Below are 20,350 nucleotides of genomic sequence, written 5' to 3'. Positions count from 1 at the left end.
GGGCGCAGGGCCTAGCGGAGCAGCAGTTGCAGGCCGCCCACGATCGTCGCCGCGATGACGAGTTGTTCGAAGAGTCGCTGGTTGATCCGGTGCACAGCCCACTTCCCGAGGAACGCGCCGGGCACCACGAACACCACCAGCGCGGCGTCGAGGAGCAGCGAGTGCCCGTCGATCAGGCCCAGACCGGCGCTGAACGGCACCTTCGAGACGTTCACGATGAGGAAGAAGAACGCGGAGGTGCCCAGGAAGCCGAGCTTGCGGAAACCCGCGGACAGCAGGTACATCGACATCACCGGCCCGCCGGCGTTGGCGACCATCGTCGTGAACCCGCCGAGCACCCCGTACGAGCGGGCCTTGGCGCGGCCCGCCCGGGTGCCGACCTGGTCCGGGTCCTCCGGGATGCCGGCCGTCCGCCGGCGCCACAGCGTGACCCCGGCCATCAGCAGCAGGATCGCGCCGATCGAGGCCCGTACGACCCCGTCGTCGGCCCAGACCAGGAACAGCGTGCCGGCGACCACGCCCGCCGCCACCGCCGGGAACAGCCGCCACAGCGTGGGCCAGTGGGCGTGCCGCCGGTAGGTGAGGACGGCGAGCACGTCGCCGGCGATCAGGACGGGCAGCAGTACGCCGGTGGAGGCGCGGGCGGGCAGGATCGCCGCGAAGATCGCGAGACTGACCGTGTTGGCCCCGCTGACGGCCGTCTTGGAGAAGCCGACGAGCAGGGCCGCGAAGGCGAGCGCCGCGAACCCCCAGCCGGATATGTGCCAGAGCGTCATCGTGTTCATGGAGGAACCGATGCTATGCACACGCATGGGTGGGGCGTAAGCGGCGTCTCGCCGGTCGGTCCTGGTACGACGGCGGGCCGGCGCCTAACGGCCCGTGTACCGCGCCCGCAGTTCCCGCTTGAGCACCTTCATGCTCGGTCCGAGCGGCAGCGCGTCCGCGAACTCCACCCGCCGCGGGTACTTGTGCCGGCCCAGGTGCTCCTTGGACCACTCGGTGAGCGCGGCGGCGTCCGGCGCGGTGCCCGGCGCCGGGACGACGACCGCGCACACCTCCTCGCCGTGCAGGTCGTCGGGCAGGCCGATGACGGCGACCTGGGCGATGTCGGGGTGACGCATGAGGACCTCCTCGACCTCCCTCGGGTAGACGTTGTAGCCGCCGCGGATGATGACGTCCTTCTTCCGGTCGACGATCCGCAGGAAGCCCTCGTCGTCCTTGGTACCGAGGTCGCCGGTGCGGAACCAGCCGTCCACCAGGGCCTCGGCGGTGGCCTCGGGGCGGCCGAGGTAGCCGGAGAAGACGTTGTGGCCGCGGATGACGACCTCGCCCACCTCACCGGGCGGCAGCAGCTCGATCCGGCCCTCCGTCTCGGCGCGGGCGATCTCCACGTCGATGCCCCACAGCGGGTGGCCGATGGTGCCGGCCTTCGTGCCGAACACCGGCTGGTTGACGGCGGCGGTCGGCGAGGTCTCCGACAGCCCGTACCCCTCGTGGATCTGCGCGCCGAAGGCCGCCTCGAACCGCTCCAGCACGGCGACCGGGAGCGAGGCCCCGCCGGAGACGCACACGCGCAGCACCGGGAGCCGCTCCGCGTCCGCGGCAGCCGCCGCGAGGGCGACGAACATGGTGGGCACGCCGTGGAAGGTGTTCACGCCCTCGCGCACCATCAGGTCGATGGCGCGGGCCGCGTCGAAGCGGGGCAGCAGCACGAGCGTGGCGCCGGCCCGCCAGGTGGAGTTGAGCGAGACGGTCTGGCCGAAGGCGTGGAACAGCGGCAGCGCGCCGAGGGCGATGTCGCCGGAGCGGATGTCGTTGGCGTCGAAGGCGTTGACGGTCGCGTTCATCACCAGGTTGAAGTGGCTGAGCACGGCGCCCTTGGGGACACCGGTCGTACCGCTGGTGTAGAAGATCACCGCGGGGTCGTCGGCGGCGCGGGTGACGTACGACGCGAGGGCCTCGGCGTCGGCCGCGAGCTTCTCGAACTCCGTGCCGAGGGTGAGCGCCCGGACGCCCGTCGCGCGTGCGGCGGCCGTGCCGGTCTCCGCCTGGGCGGGGTGGACCAGCAGCAGGGTGGCCCCGCTGTCGCGCAGCACGTGCTCGACCTCGCCGGCGGAGAGCAGCAGGTGCACGGGGACGACGACCCCGCCCGCGGCGGCGATGGCGTAGTACGCCACCGGGAACTCGGCGGTGTTGGGGGCCATGAGGGCGACCCGGTCGCCGGGCCGTACGCCGAGAGCGGTGAGCGCGCCCGCCTGGGCCAGCGCGCGCCGCCACGCGTCGGCGAAGGTGAGCCGCAGGTCGCCTTCGACGAGGGCGGTCTTGCCGGGGCGGCGCCGGGCGTTCTCGGCGAGGATGGCGGCGACGGACAGGGTGGCCATGGAGTGCTGCTCCGTTTCCTTGCTGCGGCTCGTGTACCGGATGCCCTTGCGGGGAGCCCCCGTTGAGGTAGCTCTAGTGCCTCTCGACCAGCACCGCGCTCCCCTGCCCCACGCCCACGCACATCGTCGCGAGCCCCCGCTGCGCGCCCGTGCGGCGCATCCGGTGCAGCAGGGTGGTGAGGATGCGGGCGCCGGAGCAGCCGAGGGGGTGGCCGAGGGCGATGGCGCCGCCCGTGGGGTTGACCAGGTCGGGGTCGATGCCCAGTTGGTCGACGCACGCGAGTGCCTGCGCGGCGAACGCCTCGTTGAACTCGGCCTCCTGGACGTCGCCGGTCTCCCACCCGGCCCGGGCCAGCGCCTTGCGGGTGGCGGGGACCGGGCCGAGGCCCATCACGTCGGGGTGGACACCGGCGGAGGCGCCCGCGATGTAGCGTCCGAGGGACTCCAGCCCCAGCTCGTTCAGGGCCTCCTCGCTGACCAGCAGCAGGCCGGCCGCGCCGTCGTTCATCGGCGAGGCGTTGCCGGCGGTGACGGTGCCGTCCGCGCGGAAGACCGGCTTCAGCCGGGACAGTTTCTCCAGCGAGGTGTCCTCGCGGACGCACTCGTCCCGCTCGACCACGACGCCGTCGGGGCGCTCGACGGGCAGGAGTTCGTCGTCGAAGTGGCCCTTGTCGCGCGCGGCGGCGGCGAGCCGGTGGCTGCGCAGGGCGAACTCGTCCTGGCGCTCGCGCGGGATGCCGTACCGCGCGGCGACCTCCTCGGCGGTCTCGCCCATGGAGAGCAGGCCGTGCAGTTCCCTCATGGCGGGGTTGACCAGCCGCCAGCCGAGCCGGGTGTCGTGGGTCTCGATGCGCTGCGGCAGGGCCTCGTCGGGGCGGGGCAGGACGAAGGGGGCGCGGCTCATGGACTCGGAGCCGCCGGCGATCACGATGTCGGCCTCCCCGGCGGCGATGGTCCGGGCGGCGGTGGTGACCGCTTCGAGTCCGGAGGCGCACAGCCGGTTGACAGTGGCGCCGGGCACGGAGTCGGGCAGTCCGGCGAGCAGGGCGGCCATGCGGGCGACGTTGCGGTTGTCCTCGCCGGCCTGGTTGGCGGCGCCCCAGTAGACGTCGTCGATCCGGGCGGGGTCGAGCGCGGGCACGCCGGCCACCAGGTGGCGGATGACGGTCGCGGCCAGGTCGTCGGGGCGGACCGGGGAGAGGGCTCCGCGCAGCTTGCCGATGGGGGTGCGGCGGGCGGCCGCGAAGTGGACGGGACGCACGGCTGGGACTCCTGACCTACGACGCTGTGGATCAGCACGGACCTCGCGACAGCCTCTTTCGCTGCCCGGCAGCTTAATTAGCACTGCTAGTTTTGGACTATAGACCGTCGACCGCCCCACTGGGAAGATCCCCAGGACCTTCCCCGAGGCAGCTGGAGGAGAGATGTCCCACGTCCGCGAGCACGTCCTCGACGGCACGCACGGAGCCCTCGCCGTACGGGAGTGGCCGCACCCGGCCCCCCGCTGCCTGGCCCTCCTGGTGCACGGGTACGGCGAGCACGCCGGCCGGTACGCGGAACTCGCCGCCCGGCTCACCGGCTACGGCGCCGCCGTGTACGCGCCGGACCACACCGGCCACGGCCGCTCCGCCGGGGAGCGGGTGGTGATCGAGGACTTCGAGGACGTCGTCACGGACGTGCACACGGTGGCGGACTCGGCCCGCGCCGCGCACTCCGGCCTGCCGCTGGTCCTGGTGGGCCACTCCATGGGCGGGCTGATCGCGGCCCGCTACGCCCAGCGGTACGGCGACGGACTGAGCGCCCTGGTCCTGTCCGGCCCGGTGATCGGCGCCTGGGAACTGCCGGGGCGGCTGCTGGCCCTGGAGGAGATCCCGGACATCCCGATCAGCCCGTCCGCGCTCTCCCGGGACCCGGCCGTGGGCGCCGCGTACGCGGCCGATCCGCTGGTCTGGCACGGGCCCATGAAGCGGCCGACCCTGGAGGCGTTCGCCCGGACGCTGGACACCGTCGCCCGGGGCGGTGACGTCGGCGCACTGCCGCTGCTGTGGCTGCACGGCGACGACGACCGGCTGGTGCCGCTGCCCGGGAGCCGCGTCGGCGTGGAGCGGCTGAGCGGCGGCCGGCTGACCGGGCGGATCTTCCCGGGGGCGCGGCACGAGGTGTTCCACGAGACGTGCAAGGAGGACGTCTTCGCGGAGCTGCTGGCCTTCCTGGACCGGGTACTGCCCCGCTGATCAGCCGGTTTGCTCCCCCACGCAGCGGGCACCCGTCCTGTCGGACCTGACCGTGAACAGTTGCCGAAAGGGGATATACGGACCATGACCGTGGTCAAGAGCACGCTGCCCGAAGAGGCGCTCGGCGTCACCGGAACCGCCCTTCAGGAGACCCTGGTGGACCTGCTCGGGCTGTCGTTGATCGGCAAGCAGGCGCACTGGAACGTCGTGGGCCCGCGGTTCCGGTCGATCCACCTCCAGCTCGACGAGCTGGTCGCCACGGCCCGGAGCCACTCGGACACGGTGGCCGAGCGTGCCGCCGCGCTGGGCGTGCCGCCGGACGGCCGGCCGGAGACCATCGCCGCGACCTTCGCGCTGCCGGGCGCCAAGGACGGCTGGCTGCGCGACACCGAGGCCGTGGCGCTGATGGTGTCGGCGCTGGAGGCGGCCATCAGCCGGCTGCGCGAGCGGATCGAGGCGACCGAGAAGGCCGACCCGGTCACCCAGGACCTGCTGATCTCCGTCACCGCCGACCTGGAGAAGCAGCGCTGGATGTTCGAGGCCGAGAACCACCCGCGCGACGGCGCCGCCCGCTAGTACACCCACTCCCGCACGGAAGGGGGAGACCCATGGCCGACGCACTGGAGATCGAGGCGCTGTGGGAGGACTTCCACCGCGTGGTGAACATGACCTCCGCGGAACTCGCGGCCTGGCTGAAGGTCCGGGACGCCGGCGAGGAGACGGAACCACTGCCGGAGGAGGCGGGCACGCCCACCGGGCAGCACGTCCTCGCCATCCTCCAGAAGCGCCGTACCGACCTCACCGACGACGACGTCCGGGTCATGCACAAGGTCGTCGACACGGTCGGTGACCTCGTCGAGCTGGAGAACGAACCCGAGCCGGAGAGGACACCGGAGGACACCCGGCGCAGGCACCGGCTGATGACGCTGGGCCACGACCCGCTCAAGCCCTAGCCGGAGCCGCACCATGGACCGGGACGAACGGGTCGTGCGCGAGCTGGTGTCCGAGTACGGGCGGACGTACGCCGAGGAGGCGGGCATCCGCCTGAAGGACACCCCGCAGCCGCTGTACCGGCTGCTCGTGCTGTCCCTGCTGCTCAGCGCCCGGATCCGGGCCTCCGTCGCGGTGGCCGCCGCCCGGGCCCTGCACGAGGACCACCTGGACAGCCCCCGCCGGATGGCCGAGGCCGACTGGCAGCGGCGGGTGGACGCGCTCGGCCGGGGCGGCTACCGCCGGTACGACGAGCGCACCGCGACCCAGCTCGGCGACGGCGCCGAGCTGCTGACCGAGCGCTGGGGCGGCGACCTGCGCCGGCTGCACCGGGAGGCGGAGGGCGACGCCGGCGAGTTGAAGCGGCTGCTCCAGGAGGAGCCGGGCATCGGACCGGCCGGCGCCGACATCTTCCTGCGCGAGGCGCAGCGGGTGTGGCCGGACGTCGCCCCCTACCTGGACGGCAAGGCGCTGTCCGGGGCCGGGCGGCTCGGCCTGCCGAAGGACCCGGAGAAGCTGACCGAGCTGGCCGGGGACACCCAACCAGCCGTCCTGGCCGCCGCGTTGGTCCGGGCGGCGCTCGACGAACAGGTGGCCGAAGACTGTCTGCGCCGGGCCGCTTGATCGTGTCAGACTGCTCCCCGCACGTCCCGGAGTGACCACCGGGGCCTGACGGGTGGAGGAGCGGCACGTCACGGGGACAGGCCCGCGGATCCAGGACGGCATCGACACGACCCGGCCGCATCCGGCCCGGGTGTACGACTGGTTCCTCGGCGGCAAGGACAACTACCCGGTCGACGAGGAACGGGGCCGGCGGATCGCTGCGATCGACGGGGGCGCCCCGAAGGCCGCCCGCGCGAACCGGGCGTTCATGCGCCGCGGCACGCGGATGCTGGCCACGGAGCGGGGGATCCGCCAGTTCCTGGACGTCGGCACCGGCATACCGACCGAGCCGAACCTGCACCGGATCGCCCAGTCCGTGGCCCCCGACGCCCGCGTGGTGTACGTGGACAACGACCCCATCGTGCTGGCCCACGCGAGCGCGCTGCTGCGCGGCACCCCGCAGGGCGTGACCGAGTACGTGCAGGCCGACGCCCGCGATCCGCACGCGATCCTCGTCGAGGCCGCCCGCGTCCTGGACCTCGACCGCCCGGTGGCCCTCTCCCTCATCGCCCTGCTCCACTTCATCGCCGACGAGGACGGCGCCCACGACCTGGTGGACACCCTGGTCGGCGCGCTGGCGCCGGGCAGCTGTCTGGTGCTGTCCACCATGACCGCCGACTTCGAACCGGAGAACGTCCAGCGGGGCATCGCGGCCTACGCGGCCGGCGGGGCCACCCTGGTGGCGCGTTCGCGGGCCGGCGTGGGCACCTTCTTCGAGGGACTCCGGCTGCTGGAGCCCGGGATCGTGTCGGTGGCCGAGTGGCGGCCCGAGGAAGCGCCCGACGGGCCGATCTCGCTGTACGGCGGGGTCGCGGTCAAGCCCTGACGCCGTCGTAGGGCAGGTCCAGCACACGGGCGACGGTCCGCAGTACGCCGTCGTCGTTGTTGGACGGGGCCAGGTGGCGGGCCCGCCGGATCACCTCGGGGTGGGCGCCCGCCATGGCGAAGGACCACTCGGCGGCGTCGAGCATCTCCAGGTCGTTCAGGTAGTCGCCGAACACCATGGTCTGGGCGGGCGTGATGCCGAGCGCCCGCTGGAGGCCGCGCAGGGCGGTGCCCTTGTCGGCGGTGCGGTTCATCACGTCCACCCAGTGCTCGCCGGAGACGACGACCTGGTGGGTCGCGGCGAACTCGGCGAGGGCCGGGGCGGTGGTGTGCTCGGCGGACCCGAAGTCGAACAGCGCCACCTTGATCATCTCGTCGTCCACGGCGGTGACGTCCTCGACGATCCGGTGCTCGACGTAGTACTTGCGCACCTCCGCCAGGAACGCCTCGTCGGTCCGCTCGACGTACGCCGCCCGCTTGCCGCAGACGACCGCGCCGTCGCGGACCACGTACGTGCCGTTCTCCGCGATGAAGACCATGCCCTCGGCGACCTCCTCGAACTGCCGGAAGAGGGTGGCGTACTGGCGTCCGCTCGCCGGGCTGAACAGCACCCCGCGGCGGCGCAGTTCGGCGAGCATCGGCCACAGCCCGTCGGGGATCCGCTTGGCGTCGTCCAGCAGCGTGCCGTCCATGTCGGTGACGATCAGCCGGATGTCGGCGGGGCCGGCGGGCAGGCCGGAGGCGTCGAGGAGGGGCGTGGGCGTGGCGGGCATGTCCTGCTTCCGGTCGGGGGCGGGGATACCGGTCCAGTGTTCCTCATGCGTCTCGGGGACCCGGAACCGCCCGGGGCCGGGGCGCACGGCTGCCCGGAACCGCGGGGGGAGCGGGGCGCACGGCTGCCCGGAACCGCCCACTGTGCCCGTTTCCCGGGACAGCGCGATCACCGGGGGGCACAATGACGGCGGAGAACCGCACGTGAGAAGGGCGGACAGGTGAGCGAGGTCGACTCCCCGGGGGCCGGATCGGCACGGCTGGACACCAGCGTGGCGCACAACGCCCGGGTCTGGAACTACTGGATCGGCGGCAAGGACCACTACGAGGTCGACCAGCGCGTGGGCGATCACATCGCCGGCATGTTCCCGGTGATCCGGGCGGTGGCGCGCGCGGACCGGGAGTTCCTGGGACGGGCGGTGCGCTTCCTGGCCGCCGAGCGGGGCATCCGGCAGTTCCTCGACATCGGCACCGGCCTGCCGACGGCCGACAACACGCACGAGATAGCGCAGCGGATCGCCCCCGAGTCCCGGATCGTGTACGTCGACAACGACCCGATCGTGCTCGTGCACGCCCGCTCGCTGCTCACCAGCTCCCCGGAGGGCGTCACGGACTACGTCGACGCCGACGCGCACGACCCGGACGGCATCCTGCGACGGGCCGCCGAGACCCTGGACCTGACCCGGCCGGTGGCGGTGCTGATGCTGGGCATCCTCAACTTCGTGCTGGACACCGACGAGGCCCGGGACATCGTGCGCCGGCTGATGGCGGCGGTGCCCGCCGGCAGCCACCTGGTCCTCACCCACCCGACGTACGACCGTGACGTGGGCGGCGAGGGCAACGTGGCCGCCATGGAGTTCTGGAACGCGCACGCCACCCCGCCGATCACCGCCCGCGGCCGCGCCGAGATCGCCGGGTTCCTGGAGGGCCTGGACCTGGTGGAGCCGGGACTGGTGCCGTGCTCGCAGTGGCGCGCCGAGTCGGCGTCCGCCGCACCGGTGCCGCAGTTCGGCGCGGTGGCCGTGAAACCCTGACCCCGGCCGCGCGCGGGCCGGGCCCGCCGAGGAGGACGCATGACGACTTTCGCCGACCCCGTGCCCGGCGGCCGTCCCGGCGACCTGCGCCGGGTCGCCGGCCTCACCGCCGACCTGGCCGCGCAGGGCGTGCGCGGCATCGTGCTGGCGTACGTGGACACCGCGGGCGTCTGCCGGGTGAAGACGATCCCCACCGGGCGGCTGGAGGCGGCCGTGTCGTGGGGCGTCGGCATGTCCCCGGTGTTCGACACCTTCCTCGCCCACGACTCGATCGTCACCACCGACGTACTCGGCTCCCCCGACGGCGACCTCAGGCTCTACCCGGACCTGGACCGGCTGGTGGCGCTGGCCGGGCAGCCCGGCTGGGCGTGGGCGCCGGTGGACCGGATCACCCAGGAGGGCGCCCGGCACCCCGGCTGTGCCCGGACCTTCCTGCGCCGGATCGTCACCGGCGCAGCCGAACGGCACGGCCTCGCCTTCAAGGCGGCGATCGAGATCGAGTGGTCCGTCGGGCTGGGCTCGGCGCCCGCCGGGGAGTTCGTACCGGCCGTCTCCGGCCCGGCGTACGGCGCGATCCGGCAGGTCGGGCTGAGCGACTACACCGCCGATCTGCTGGCCGCGTGCGCCGCGCAGGGCGTGGACGTCGACCAGCTGCACCCCGAGTACGCGCCCGGACAGTTCGAGATCTCGGTGGGCGCCCGGGATCCGGTGGCGGCGGCCGACCTCAGTGTGCTGGTCCGGCAGACGATCCGGGCGGTGGGCCGGCGGCACGGTCTGCGGGTGTCGTTCGCGCCCGCGGTGTCCGCCGAGGGCGTCGGCAACGGCGGCCACCTGCACCTGTCCTGCTGGCGCGACGGCGTCAACCTGCACGCCGGCGGCGAGCGCCGGTACGGCATGACGGCCGAGGCGGAGTCCTTCGCGGCCGGGGTCCTCGCCCACCTCCCGGCCCTGACGGCGGTCACCGCCCCCAGCCCGGCCAGCTACCTGCGGCTGAAGCCCTCCCAGTGGGCCGGTGTCTTCACCGCCTGGGGCCGTGAGACCCGCGAGGCCGCCCTGCGGATGATCACGGGCACGGCGGGCCGCCACGACCAGGACGCCAACATGGAGGTCAAGCCCGTCGACCTGGCCGCCAACCCGTATCTCGCCCTCGGCTGTGTGATCGCCGCCGGGCTCGACGGCGTCACGGCGGCCCGCACGCTGCCCGACGAGATCACCGGCGATCCGGCCCGCCACGGCCCCGACGAGGCGGCGGCCCTGGGCGTGCGGCGGCTGCCGCGGTCGCTGCCGGAGGCGGTGGAGGAGTTCCGCGCGGACCCGGTGCCGCGGGCCGCGCTCGGCCCGGTCCTCGCGGACGCGGTGATCGCCGTACGGCTCGGCGAGGCGGCGGCCGTCGACGGACTCGGCCCCGACCAGGTGGCGGCGGCCTACCGCTGGACGTACTGACCATGGCCGCCCCCGGACCGGTCCACGAGGCCCTCGCCGCGCTGCCGCTCGTCGACCACCACTGCCACGGCGCCGTCACGGCCGACCTGAGCGGCACTCAGTTCGCGTCCCTGCTCACCGAGGGCGCGGCCTGGCCGGACGTCTCGCCGTTCGACAGCCCGGTCGGCCTGGCCGTCCGCCGCCACTGCGCGCCCCTGCTGGACCTCCCCCGGCACGCGCCGCCCGCCGACTACGTGGCCCGGCGTGCCGAGCTGGGCTGGCGGGAGGTCAACCGCCGCTTCCTGACAGCGGCCGGAGCCGGGGTGTTCTGCGTGGACACCGGCTACGCCCCGCACCCCGTCACCAGCCCCGCCGAACTGGCGTCGGCCGCCGGCACCGCCGCCTGCGAGGTCGTACGGCTGGAGCGGATCGCGGAATCGGTGGCGGCGCGGGGCGTGGAGGCGGGCGAGTACGCGGCCGTGTTCCGCACCGCCGCCGAGGAGGCCGTACGGCGGCCGGGCGTGGTGGCGGTGAAGTCGGTCGCGGCCTACCGCACGGGTTTCGCCCTGGACCCGGAGCGCCCGGCCGGGGCCGAGGTGACGGAGGCCGCCCGGCACTGGCTGGCGCGGGGCGGACGCCTCACGGACCCGGTCCTGGTCCGGCACCTGCTGTGGACCGCCGTGGAGCTGGGACTTCCGCTGCAACTGCACACCGGCTTCGGCGACGCGGACGTACGGCTGCACCGCGCGGACCCCGCCCTGCTCACCGACTGGCTGCACCGGACCGCCGGCACGATCCCGGTGCTGCTGTTGCACTGCTGGCCGTACCACCGCCAGGCCGCCTATCTGGCCGCGGTGTTCGAGCAGGTGTACCTGGACGTCGGACTCGCCCTGCACTACACCGGCCCGGCCCGGTGCCGGGCGGTGCTGGAGGAGGCGCTGGAGATCACCCCGTTCCGCAAACTGCTGTACAGCTCCGACGCCTATGGTGTGTCCGAGTTCCACCACCTGGGTGCCCTGTGCTTCCGGCAGGGCCTCGCCGATCTGCTGCAAGAGCGCGTGGACGCCGACGAGTTCAGTCTTGCCGACGCCCTGCGGATCGCGGCCTGGACGGGCCGCGACAACGCCCGCCGACTGTACGGACCGCCCGTATCCGAACCGGCCCGCGATTCCAGCGGGCGCCCCACCCGGAAAGTATGATCAAGCAATGTCTGACATGACCGAGACCACGCCCGGCTGGCTGACCACGGACGAGTTGGAAATGGCCAGGGCCCGGATGCCGATCCTGTACGTCGAGGCCGTGCCCGTGCGCGTGGACGACAGCGGTGAAGTCACCAGTATCGGGCTGCTGCTGCGCATCGGCCCGGACGGCACGGTCAGCCGGACCCTGGTCTCCGGCCGGGTGCTGCACCACGAGCGGGTCCGCGACGCGCTGCTGCGCCACCTGGAGAAGGACCTCGGCCCGGTCGCCCTGCCGCGCGTCCCCGCCTCGCTCCAGCCGTTCACGGTCGCGGAGTACTTCCCGACGGCCGGCATCACGCCGTACCACGACCCGCGCCAGCACGCGGTGTCGCTGGCCTACGTCGTGCCGGTGACCGGCGACTGCCGGCCCCGCCAGGACGCGCTGGACCTCGTCTGGTTCAGCCCCCAGGAGGCCGCCTCGCCGGCGGTGCAGAACGAGATGCCGGGCGGGCACGGGGTGCTGCTGAAGCAGGCGCTGGCGCACGTGGGGCTGGCCTTCTGAGCGACCGTCACCGGCGCCCCGATCCGCCCGGCCCAGAAAGAGGAAGCGACTATTCCACAATTCCCGGGAAGGGTTTTCCATGTCTGTGAGCCGCACGTTGGCCGCTTCCGTGATCTGCGCGACCGCCGCCATAGGCGCCGCGGGATGCTCGGACGACGAATCGTCGGATCAGCCGTTCAAGGGGCAGAGCGCGGACCAGGTGGCCGCCAAGGCGGTGACCGCCACCCGGAACGCGGCATCGCTGCGCATGGCCGGCGAAGTGTCCGCGGAAGGGCAGCCCCTGACGGTCGACTTCCACGTCGACACCCAGAAGAACTGCAAGGGCCGGATGGCCATGGAAAAGGGCTCGGCCGACGTCATCCACGCAGGCCAGGCGACGTTCGGCGGGACAGGTGATCGACGCGACCAAGGGCGCCAAGGCGGCTTCCTGAGCGGTGGAAAGAACCGCTCGAACGTTTGAGGGCCGGTCCCGGATGTCTCCGGAACCGGCCCTCACCGGCGACTCTCACAAGTCGGGACGACAGGATTTGAACCTGCGACCCCTTGACCCCCAGTCAAGTGCGCTACCAAGCTGCGCCACGTCCCGGTGCCGTTTGACCTGGGGTTTCCCCGGCCGAACGCGCAGGGAAACAATACCGCACTCGGCTCGGTGGTCGCGCGCCCCTTTCCCGGTTGACCTCAAGTTTGCTTGAGGTTGCACGATCGTCGGCATGACGACCGCAACGGACCAGAACCGTACGTACGGCTACGACGACCTGCCCCGGCTGATGGGGCTCATGACCGGCGACGAGAAGCACGGACCGGCCGCCACGTCCACGCTCGACGTGCTGTGGGTGCTCTACGACCGGGTGCTCCGGGTCGCTCCGGAGCGGCGGGACGACCCGGCCCGGGACCGCTTCCTGCTGAGCAAGGGGCACGGGCCCATGGCGTACTACGCCGTGCTGGCCGCGAAGGGGTTCGTGCCCGTCGAGTGGCTGCCGGGCTTCGGGTCCTACGACTCCCCGCTCGGGCACCACCCGGACCGTGTGCTGGTGCCGGGGGCCGAGATCGGCAGCGGCTCGCTCGGGCACGGGCTGCCGATCGCCGTGGGCACCGCGCTGGGCCTGCGGGCGCAGGGCCGGCCCGATCCGGCGGTCTGGGTCCTGATCGGCGACGCCGAGCTCGACGAGGGCAGCAACCACGAGGCGATCGCCTTCGCGGGGCCCGCCGGGCTGGACCGGCTGCACACCGTCGTGATCGACAACTCCTCCGCCAGCCACGCGCTGCCCGGCGGGATCGCCGCCCGGTTCGAGGCCGCGGGCTGGTCCGCCGTGACCGTCGACGGGCGCGACCACGAGGCGCTGTACGCCGCGTTCACCGCGCCGCATCCCGGCCGGCCGCATGTCGTCGTGGCCCGCGTCGAGCCGAAGAACGCCTGACTTCCCGGAAAGGGTCTTTTCGATGGACACCATGCGTGACCGTTTCGCCCCCGTCGTCTCCCGGCTGCTGGAGGAGGACCCCCGGGTCGCGGTCGTCCTCGCCGAGATCGGCCGGGACGGGTTCCGCGAGGCCGAGCGCCGGCACCCCGACCGGGTGATCAACGTCGGCATCCGCGAACAGCTGCTGGTCGGCGCGGCGGCGGGGCTGGCGCTCACCGGGCTGCGGCCGATCGTGCACACCTTCGCCAGCTTCCTCGTCGAGCGGCCGTTCGAGCAGGTCAAGCTGGACCTGGGACACCAGGGCACGGGCGCGGTGCTGGTGAGTGCCGCCGCCTCCTTCGACTGGCCGGCCGGCGGCTTCACGCACATGGCCCCGGGCGACGTGGCCCTCCTCGACACGCTGGACGGCTGGACCGTACATGTGCCCGGACACCCGGACGAGGCCGAGACACTGCTGCGCCACGCGGTCGCGGCGGGCGACGACCGGGTGTACGTGCGGCTGTCCGTGCAGTCCAACCGGCAGGGGCGGGTCATCGACGGCCGGCACTTCGTCACCGTCCGCGAGGGCCGCTCGGGGGTGGTCGTCGCCGTGGGCCCGATGCTGGACGCGGTCCTCGCGGCGACGGAGGGCCTGGACGTGACCGTGCTGTACGCGACGACCGTACGACCGTTCGACGCGGCCGGGCTGCGCCGGGCGACTCAGGCGGCGGGCACCGACGTCGTGCTGGTCGAGCCGTACCTGACCGGGACGTCGACGGCCGCGGTGAGCGAGGCACTGGCCGATGTCCCGCACCGGGTGCTCGGCCTCGGCGTCGCCCGCCGCGAACTGCGCCGCTACGGGACGGTCGAGGACCATGTGGCCGCCCACGGCCTGGACGCGGCGACCTTGCGGGAACGGATCGGGCACTTCATGAACGCGAGCCGGGTGACGGCGGAACGCGGGTGAGCACCGACGCGGGGGGCGTGGCGGAGGGGGCCAGGCCGGCACCCACGGCCCAGGCCGCCGACGAAGCCGCACGTGCAAGGGCCGGCGAGGAGGCGGTCCCATCGGCGCCACGCCTGAAGCCTCGCACTCAAGGTCCGGCGCAGACGGTCCCGTCGACCCGGACCAGGACACGGCTGAAGCCCCGCGCTCAGGCTCGGGCGGAGGTAGCCCCGTCGGCACGGGCACGTCGCGCCCTCATGCTCACGGTCACGGTGCGACGGTGGGCCTGTCGGCCTGGACGGGTCGCGGGCGAGCCCGCTCGCGCGGCGGTACGGCGAGTGCGGTCGCGGCCGTCCCCGCCAGATCACGCCGACCCCCGCACCCAGGCGGGCCCCCGCGCTCGGGGCCGGCGGAGGCGCGACTCGGGCCGGGCCAGGACACGTCCGGCCGCGTACGCGGAGCGCGGTCGGCACGGTGGTGGCTCGCGCGGAGCGCGCCCGGCCCGCGCACCCGCGTTCCCGTGGAGGACGGTCGCGTCGGCACGGACCAGGGGCGTGCCCGGCCCTCTTGCTCACACTGCGGCGGACGCCGTCGCGTCGGCCCGGGTCAAGTCGCGTATCGGGGGGATCGCCAGCAGGATGGCGGCCACCGCCAGGCTCACCGCCGCCGCGGTCAGCAGGACGTGGCCGGCGCCCAGGGATCCGGCCGCCGGGCCCGCGAGGGCCTGGCCGACCGGCATCATGGCGAGGGAGCCGGCCACGTCGTAGGCGTGGATGCGGTTGAGGACGTCGGCCGGAACCTGGGTCTGCACGGTGGTCGCCCACATCACGCCCCAGAACGACATCCCGGCGCCGGCGACCGCGGCCCCGGCCGCCATGGCCGGCACGCCGAGGCCCGCCCCGACGGTCGCGGGGAAGCCGAAGAAGGCGAAGAGGGAGAGCGCGCCCGCGCGGAGCATGCGGCGGGGGCGCAGCCGCAGGGCGAGCAGGCCGCCGACCACCGTGCCCGCGCCGAGGGCCGAGTTGACCAGGCCGTAGGCGCCGGGGCCGTGGTGCCGGACGACCTCGGTGGCCACCAGCGGCACGGTGGGGCCCCAAACGGCGATCATGTAGAGGCACCAGACGGCGATCACCCCCCACAGCCAGGCCCGGGAGCGGAACTCCCGCCAGCCGTCGACGAGATCGGTGCGGAAGGCGCGCAGGGCGGACCCCGCGGCGGCGCGGGCGGCGACGGGGAGCGGGCGCAGCCGGAGCAGCAGCAGGCACAGGGCGCTGAGCGCGTAGGTGGCGGCGTGCGCGGCGAAGACCCCGCCGGGCGAGGCGAGGCCCACCAGGACGCCGGCGACGGCGGGACCGGCGAGCTGGGCGGCGGACTCGGCGATGCGGATGGCGCCGTTGGCGCCCTGGATGTCGGTGGCGAGGCGGGGCACGGTGCTGGCCACGCCGGGCTGGAAGACCGCGCCGGCCACCCCGTTGACGACGCCGATGGCGCAGATCTGCCACAGCACCACGTGCCCGGTGAAGAACAGGCCCGCGGCGAGGGACTGGGTGCCGAGCCGGACGAGGTCGGCGCCGATCATCAGCCTGCGGGTGCTGAACCGGTCGGCGATGACCCCGCCGAAGACGACCAGTCCCGCGAACGCGGCGGCCGTGGAGGCCATGGCGAGGCCGACCGCGCCCGCGCCGTACCCGTGTTCCAGCAGGCCGGCGGCGAGGGCGACGGGCAGCATGGTGTCGCCGAGGCGGGCGACGGCCCGGGCCGTGAAGAAGAGCGCGAAGTCCCGCGACCAGACCGCCGGGGCACCGGCCGCCGCCTCCCGTACCCCCTGGCCGACGACTTCCCGCCGCGCGTCCGTTCCGGTCATCCCCAGCACTCCCCTCCCCGACCGGGCCGCTCCCCCGCCCGTACCGTTCCCCGTCCGTGTCTCGGCCGCTCCCTGCCCGCCGAGGCGGGATCATGCCACCCCCCGGCCGCGCCCGCCGGGCTTTTCAGCCCCCGGCCGGAAGCCCCAGCTCCGGGTGGGCGTCGAGGAGTCGGGGCGGTGCGGCCTGGCGCCAGGAGTCGGCCAGGATGTCCCGCAGCTCCTCGATGTCCTCCAGGGCGGCGAGTCTGGCTCTCACCCAGGCGAACTGCGCCTCGTGGCCGGCGATCCAGAACTTCTCCGGCTCGGCCAGCACCAGTTCGTCGCGCTCCTCCTTGGGGCAGCGCACGGCGAGGGACGTCTCGTCCTCGGGGAGGGTCGCGAACATCTTCCCGCCGACCCGGAACGTGGGCATGCTCCAGGCGATCTTCTCCGTCGTGTCCGGCAGGGACAGGGCGATTCGGCGTACGTCGTGTGCATCCGGCATGCCACGCACGGTAGCCCCTGCCACTGACAGTCACCCGCCCCAGCCGTCCTCCTCCCAGCCGCACCCGCCGACCGTCATCCTCCGAGCCGCTTGTAATACAGCGTCGTCGGCCGCAACACGCCCGCCGGGCTCGCCGCGTAGTCGGGGATGGTCCCGGCCCTGGTCCAGCCGGCCGAGCGGTACAGGTCCTCGGCAGGGCTGCCCGTCTCGGTGTCGAGGTGGAGCAGGGTGCGGCCGTCGGCCGCGGCGGCCTGTTCGGCCGTGGTGAGGAGCCGGCGGCCGATTCCCTGTCCGCGCGCGCAGCGGTGCACCATCAGCTTGACCAGCTCCGCGCGGTGCCGGCTGTTCGGCTTGTCGGGACAGGCCAGGCCGACCGTGCCGGTCACCCGGTCCCTGGGGTCCAGGGCCGCCCAGACGGCGAGCCGTCCCGCCGCCGCGGCCTCCGCCCGCTCCCGCCACCAGGCGACCGCCTCCGCGTGGCCGAGCGGCGCGAGGAAGCCGACGGAGGCGCCCGAGGCCACGGTGTCGGCCAGCAGCGCCGCCAAGTCGTCGGCCCGGTCGCGCACTCGGGTGCCGTCCCAGCGCTCCACCCTCGTCTCCGCATCCCCGCGAGCCCTCATGGCCGTACCACCGCCAGCACGTACCGCGCCTCGCCCGGACCGGCGCAGCGGAAGCGGGTCGCGCCGGTCACCCGCATCCGCAGGCAGTCCCCCGCGCCGAGCCGGTGCGCCCGGTCCCCCACGGTCACCTCCAGGGCTCCGTCCAGCAGCCAGAGGTGCTGTTCCAGGCCGGGCAGGGGCGGGCGGTCGTAGGCGATGTCCGCGCCCGGGGTGAGCCGGCCCTCGACCAGTTCGCCGCGCAGTCCGGTGTGCGGCGGGGACACCGACCGGCGCACGAAGCCGGAGGCGCGGTCCTCCCACACCTGCTGGTCGGCGGCCCGGACCAGCGGGGCCGGTGCCGCCTCGACCTCGCTGAGCAGCTGGGACATGGTGCGGCCGTAGACGTGGCAGAGCCGGTTCAGGAGGGCGGCGGTGGGGCTGGTCTCCGCGCGTTCGGCGCGCGACAGGGTGGACCGGCTGACCCCGCTGCGCTCCGCCAGCTCGCCGAGGGACCAGCCGTGCTGGGCGCGCAGTTCGGCGAGCCGGGCGCCGATGAGGAGATCGACAGCGTCCTCGTTTCTCATGTCCGGGACGCTATCCCGGATATGAGACGCCCCTGTTACGGACGCCTCACGCCTGCGCCGCCTCGCCGAGCGCCTCCAGCACCGGGCGGATCAGCGGGTGCCCTTCGGCGCCCCGGCGGACGGCGGCGAAGACCCGGCGGGTCGGGGCGACACCGTCGACGGGCCGGACGACCACGCCGGTGAGGTCCATGCCGCGCAGCGCGGAGCGCGGGACGAGGGCCACGCCCGCGTCGGCCGACGCGAGCGCGACGACGGCCCGGAAGTCGTCGGAGGAGTGCTCCAGGCGCGGCTGGAAGCCGGCGCTCTCGCAGGCGAGGACGACCACGTCATGGCAGGGGTTGCCGGGGTACGGCCCGATCCAGGGGTCCTTGGCCAGTTCGGCGAGGGGGACCTCGGGGGCGTCCGCCAGGCGGTGCCCGAGGGGTACGACGGCGTCGAACGGCTCGGCGTAGAGCGGGACGTGGGTCAGGCGGGGGTCGTCGGCGGCCGGCGCGCCCCGGTACTCGACGGCGACCGCGACGTCGACCTGCCGGTCCAGGACCATCGGCAGGCTGGCGTCGCCCTCCGCGTCCTGCACACGGATCTTTATGCCCGGCGCGTGGTGGGCGAGGCGGGCCACGGCCGGGGCCACGACCTGGGCGATGCCGGTCGCGAAGGCGGCCACGGTGACCGTGCCCGCCTCGCCCGAGCCGTAGGCGGCCAGCTCGGCCTCGGCCCGCTCCAGCTGGGCGAGGACCACGTTGGTGTGGCTGAGCAGGATCTCGCCCGCCGGGGTGAGCCGTACGCCCTTGGCGCCGCGCTCGACCAGGCGGTGGCCCGTCTCCTGCTCCAGGGCCGTCAGCTGCTGCGAGACGGCGGAGGGGGTGAGGTAGAGCGCGGCGGCAGCCGCGGTGACCGTGCGGTGGTCGGCCACCGCACGGAGGATGTGGAGCCGCCGTGCCTCGATCATGCCCCCATTATCCCAGGGCGTCCGCCCTGGTCAGGCCGCCAGCTCGGCGCGCGCCGCGACGAACGCGTCGACCGCGCGGTTGACGTCGGCCGTGGAGTGCGCGGCGGACAGCTGGACGCGGATGCGGGCCTGGCCCTGCGGCACGACCGGGTAGGAGAAACCGATCACGTAGACCCCGCGCTCCAGCAGCAGCTCGGCCATCCGGGCCGCCTCGGCCGCGTCACCGATCATGACGGGGGCGATGGCGTGGTCGCCGGGGAGGATGTCGAAGCCCTCCTCGGTCATCCGGCGGCGGAACAGCGCGGTGTTCTCGGCGAGCCGGACGCGCAGGTCGTCGGCGGACTCCAGCAGGTCGAGGACCTTCAGGGAGGCTGCCGCGATCACCGGGGCGAGCGTGTTGGAGAACAGGTAGGGGCGGGAGCGCTGGCGCAGCAGGGCGACGATCTCGGCGCGGGCGGCGACGTAACCGCCGGAGGCGCCGCCGAGGGCCTTGCCGAGGGTGCCGGTGATGATGTCGACGCGGTCCATGACGCCGTGCAGCTCGGGGGTGCCGCGGCCGGTCGGGCCGACGAAGCCGACGGCGTGCGAGTCGTCGACCATGACCATCGCGTCGTAGCGGTCGGCGAGGTCGCAGATCTCGGCCAGGGGCGCCACGTAGCCGTCCATGGAGAACACGCCGTCGGTGACGATCAGGCGGCGGCGGGCGTCGGACGCCTCCTTGAGCTTGGCCTCCAGGTCCGCGAGGTCGCGGTTGGCGTAGCGGAAGCGGCGGGCCTTGGACAGCCGGATGCCGTCGATGATGGAGGCGTGGTTGAGGGCGTCGGAGATCACCGCGTCCTCCTCGCCGAGCAGGGTCTCGAAGACACCGCCGTTGGCGTCGAAGCAGGAGGAGTACAGGATCGTGTCCTCCTGGCCGAGGAACGCCGACAGCCGGGCCTCCAGCTCCTTGTGCACCTCCTGGGTGCCGCAGATGAAGCGGACGGAGGCCATGCCGTAGCCCCAGCGGTCCAGGGCCTCGTGGGCGGCGGCGATCACGTCGGGGTGGTCGGCGAGGCCGAGGTAGTTGTTGGCGCAGAAGTTGAGGACCTCGCCGGGGCGGCCTCCGGCGGTGACGTTCACGGTCGCGGACTGCGGGGTGCCGATGACCCGCTCGGGCTTGTGCAGGCCGGCGGCGCGGATCTCGTCGAGGGTGGCGCGCAGGTCGTCGCGGACGGTGTCGAACATGAGGGTGCCCTACCTTTCTGATGGGTTCGAAATGATCATTCGTAAGATCAGTGGGACCCAGGGGCTCTGGGCATGGCTGATGAGGGTGAGACCGTCAGATGGCTCAAGGAGCTTGGCCACCCGGAGCCCCGCGACGACTCGACCGCCAATTGGGAGATGCGACTCGATCGCTGCGTAGGGCAACGTCGGCGAGGTCGTCTGCTGGGCTGTGAACGCGCGACGGGATGGCGGAGGTGACCG

Annotated in this window: 22 protein-coding genes and 1 tRNA gene; 12 read left to right on the top strand and 11 right to left on the bottom strand. The window is 73.7% G+C overall.

The window, feature by feature from the left end; translation table 11 throughout:
• Nucleotides 1-11: 11 nt before the first annotated feature.
• From IE273_RS34750 to IE273_RS34740, 3 genes are all read right to left on the bottom strand, one after another.
• The gene (locus IE273_RS34750; RefSeq protein ID WP_189819177.1) at nucleotides 12-785 is read right to left on the bottom strand and encodes a sulfite exporter TauE/SafE family protein; all 774 of its coding nucleotides are present in this window, start codon (nucleotides 783-785) and stop codon (nucleotides 12-14) included.
• Between the two features lie 84 nt (nucleotides 786-869).
• Nucleotides 870-2,381, bottom strand: coding sequence for a long-chain-fatty-acid--CoA ligase (locus IE273_RS34745; protein WP_189819109.1), 1,512 nt, complete (start codon nucleotides 2,379-2,381; stop codon nucleotides 870-872).
• Nucleotides 2,382-2,454: 73 nt separating this feature from the next.
• The gene (locus IE273_RS34740) at nucleotides 2,455-3,642 is read right to left on the bottom strand and encodes a thiolase family protein (protein WP_189819108.1); all 1,188 of its coding nucleotides are present in this window, start codon (nucleotides 3,640-3,642) and stop codon (nucleotides 2,455-2,457) included.
• 163 nt (nucleotides 3,643-3,805) lie between these two features.
• Between IE273_RS34740 and IE273_RS34735 the strand changes: the two genes are divergently transcribed.
• The 5 genes from IE273_RS34735 to IE273_RS34715 all read left to right on the top strand — a co-directional run bounded on the left by IE273_RS34735 (nucleotide 3,806) and on the right by IE273_RS34715 (nucleotide 7,094).
• Entirely contained in the window at nucleotides 3,806-4,615 is an 810-nt protein-coding gene (locus IE273_RS34735; protein ID WP_189819107.1) for an alpha/beta hydrolase, read from the top strand.
• Nucleotides 4,616-4,699: 84 nt separating this feature from the next.
• Nucleotides 4,700-5,191, top strand: coding sequence for a Dps family protein (locus IE273_RS34730; RefSeq protein ID WP_189819106.1), 492 nt, complete (start codon nucleotides 4,700-4,702; stop codon nucleotides 5,189-5,191).
• Nucleotides 5,192-5,223: 32 nt separating this feature from the next.
• On the top strand, nucleotides 5,224-5,568 hold the full coding sequence (locus IE273_RS34725; RefSeq protein ID WP_189819105.1) for a DUF3140 domain-containing protein: 345 nt from the start codon (nucleotides 5,224-5,226) through the stop codon (nucleotides 5,566-5,568).
• A 13-nt stretch (nucleotides 5,569-5,581) separates the two neighbouring features.
• Nucleotides 5,582-6,229 (top strand): HhH-GDP family DNA glycosylase, encoded by a 648-nt coding sequence (locus IE273_RS34720; protein WP_189819104.1) that lies wholly within the window; start codon nucleotides 5,582-5,584, stop codon nucleotides 6,227-6,229.
• 52 nt (nucleotides 6,230-6,281) lie between these two features.
• The gene (locus IE273_RS34715) at nucleotides 6,282-7,094 is read left to right on the top strand and encodes an SAM-dependent methyltransferase (protein ID WP_189819103.1); all 813 of its coding nucleotides are present in this window, start codon (nucleotides 6,282-6,284) and stop codon (nucleotides 7,092-7,094) included.
• On the opposite strand, the gene IE273_RS34710 is transcribed toward IE273_RS34715, so the two are convergent.
• A complete protein-coding gene (locus IE273_RS34710) occupies nucleotides 7,084-7,866 on the bottom strand; it encodes a Cof-type HAD-IIB family hydrolase (RefSeq protein ID WP_189819102.1) in 783 nt (260 codons plus the stop codon). The two genes, IE273_RS34715 and IE273_RS34710, sit on opposite strands and share 11 nt — an antisense overlap.
• 219 nt (nucleotides 7,867-8,085) lie before the next feature.
• Between IE273_RS34710 and IE273_RS34705 the strand changes: the two genes are divergently transcribed.
• From IE273_RS34705 to IE273_RS34685, 5 genes are all read left to right on the top strand, one after another.
• Complete coding sequence (locus tag IE273_RS34705) at nucleotides 8,086-8,898, top strand: SAM-dependent methyltransferase (RefSeq protein WP_189819101.1); 813 nt, start codon at nucleotides 8,086-8,088, stop codon at nucleotides 8,896-8,898.
• Nucleotides 8,899-8,937: 39 nt separating this feature from the next.
• Nucleotides 8,938-10,341: a type I glutamate--ammonia ligase gene (locus IE273_RS34700; RefSeq protein ID WP_189819100.1), complete on the top strand. Its 1,404-nt coding sequence runs from the start codon at nucleotides 8,938-8,940 to the stop codon at nucleotides 10,339-10,341.
• 2 nt (nucleotides 10,342-10,343) lie between these two features.
• Entirely contained in the window at nucleotides 10,344-11,519 is a 1,176-nt protein-coding gene (locus IE273_RS34695; protein WP_189819099.1) for an amidohydrolase family protein, read from the top strand.
• Nucleotides 11,520-11,535: 16 nt separating this feature from the next.
• On the top strand, nucleotides 11,536-12,063 hold the full coding sequence (locus tag IE273_RS34690; protein ID WP_189819176.1) for an NUDIX hydrolase family protein: 528 nt from the start codon (nucleotides 11,536-11,538) through the stop codon (nucleotides 12,061-12,063).
• Between the two features lie 85 nt (nucleotides 12,064-12,148).
• Complete coding sequence (locus IE273_RS34685; protein WP_189819098.1) at nucleotides 12,149-12,523, top strand: hypothetical protein; 375 nt, start codon at nucleotides 12,149-12,151, stop codon at nucleotides 12,521-12,523.
• A gap of 52 nt (nucleotides 12,524-12,575) precedes the next feature.
• Here the strand turns inward: IE273_RS34685 and IE273_RS34680 are convergent.
• Nucleotides 12,576-12,649, bottom strand: a tRNA-Pro gene (locus IE273_RS34680).
• A 124-nt stretch (nucleotides 12,650-12,773) separates the two neighbouring features.
• On the opposite strand from IE273_RS34680, the gene IE273_RS34675 reads away from it, so the two are divergent.
• The gene (locus tag IE273_RS34675; RefSeq protein WP_189819097.1) at nucleotides 12,774-13,481 is read left to right on the top strand and encodes a thiamine pyrophosphate-binding protein; all 708 of its coding nucleotides are present in this window, start codon (nucleotides 12,774-12,776) and stop codon (nucleotides 13,479-13,481) included.
• A gap of 22 nt (nucleotides 13,482-13,503) precedes the next feature.
• On the top strand, nucleotides 13,504-14,427 hold the full coding sequence (locus tag IE273_RS34670) for a transketolase family protein (protein ID WP_189819096.1): 924 nt from the start codon (nucleotides 13,504-13,506) through the stop codon (nucleotides 14,425-14,427).
• Nucleotides 14,428-14,977: 550 nt separating this feature from the next.
• Here the strand turns inward: IE273_RS34670 and IE273_RS34665 are convergent.
• From IE273_RS34665 to IE273_RS34640, 6 genes are all read right to left on the bottom strand, one after another.
• Nucleotides 14,978-16,270 (bottom strand): MFS transporter, encoded by a 1,293-nt coding sequence (locus tag IE273_RS34665; RefSeq protein ID WP_189819095.1) that lies wholly within the window; start codon nucleotides 16,268-16,270, stop codon nucleotides 14,978-14,980.
• A 124-nt stretch (nucleotides 16,271-16,394) separates the two neighbouring features.
• Entirely contained in the window at nucleotides 16,395-16,754 is a 360-nt protein-coding gene (locus IE273_RS34660) for an MmcQ/YjbR family DNA-binding protein (protein WP_189819094.1), read from the bottom strand.
• 74 nt (nucleotides 16,755-16,828) lie between these two features.
• A complete protein-coding gene (locus IE273_RS34655; RefSeq protein WP_189819093.1) occupies nucleotides 16,829-17,344 on the bottom strand; it encodes a GNAT family N-acetyltransferase in 516 nt (171 codons plus the stop codon).
• 26 nt (nucleotides 17,345-17,370) lie between these two features.
• A complete protein-coding gene (locus tag IE273_RS34650; protein WP_189819092.1) occupies nucleotides 17,371-17,937 on the bottom strand; it encodes a helix-turn-helix domain-containing protein in 567 nt (188 codons plus the stop codon).
• A gap of 46 nt (nucleotides 17,938-17,983) precedes the next feature.
• Nucleotides 17,984-18,886, bottom strand: coding sequence for a LysR family transcriptional regulator (locus IE273_RS34645; protein ID WP_189819091.1), 903 nt, complete (start codon nucleotides 18,884-18,886; stop codon nucleotides 17,984-17,986).
• A 30-nt stretch (nucleotides 18,887-18,916) separates the two neighbouring features.
• A complete protein-coding gene (locus IE273_RS34640; protein ID WP_014676227.1) occupies nucleotides 18,917-20,110 on the bottom strand; it encodes a glycine C-acetyltransferase in 1,194 nt (397 codons plus the stop codon).
• Between the last annotated feature and the right edge of the window lie 240 nt (nucleotides 20,111-20,350).

The sequence above is a fragment of the Streptomyces olivaceoviridis genome, assembly GCF_014650115.1.
Taxonomy (GTDB): Bacteria; Actinomycetota; Actinomycetes; order Streptomycetales; family Streptomycetaceae; genus Streptomyces; species Streptomyces olivaceoviridis.
This window is presented reverse-complemented; position numbering and strand designations above follow the sequence as displayed.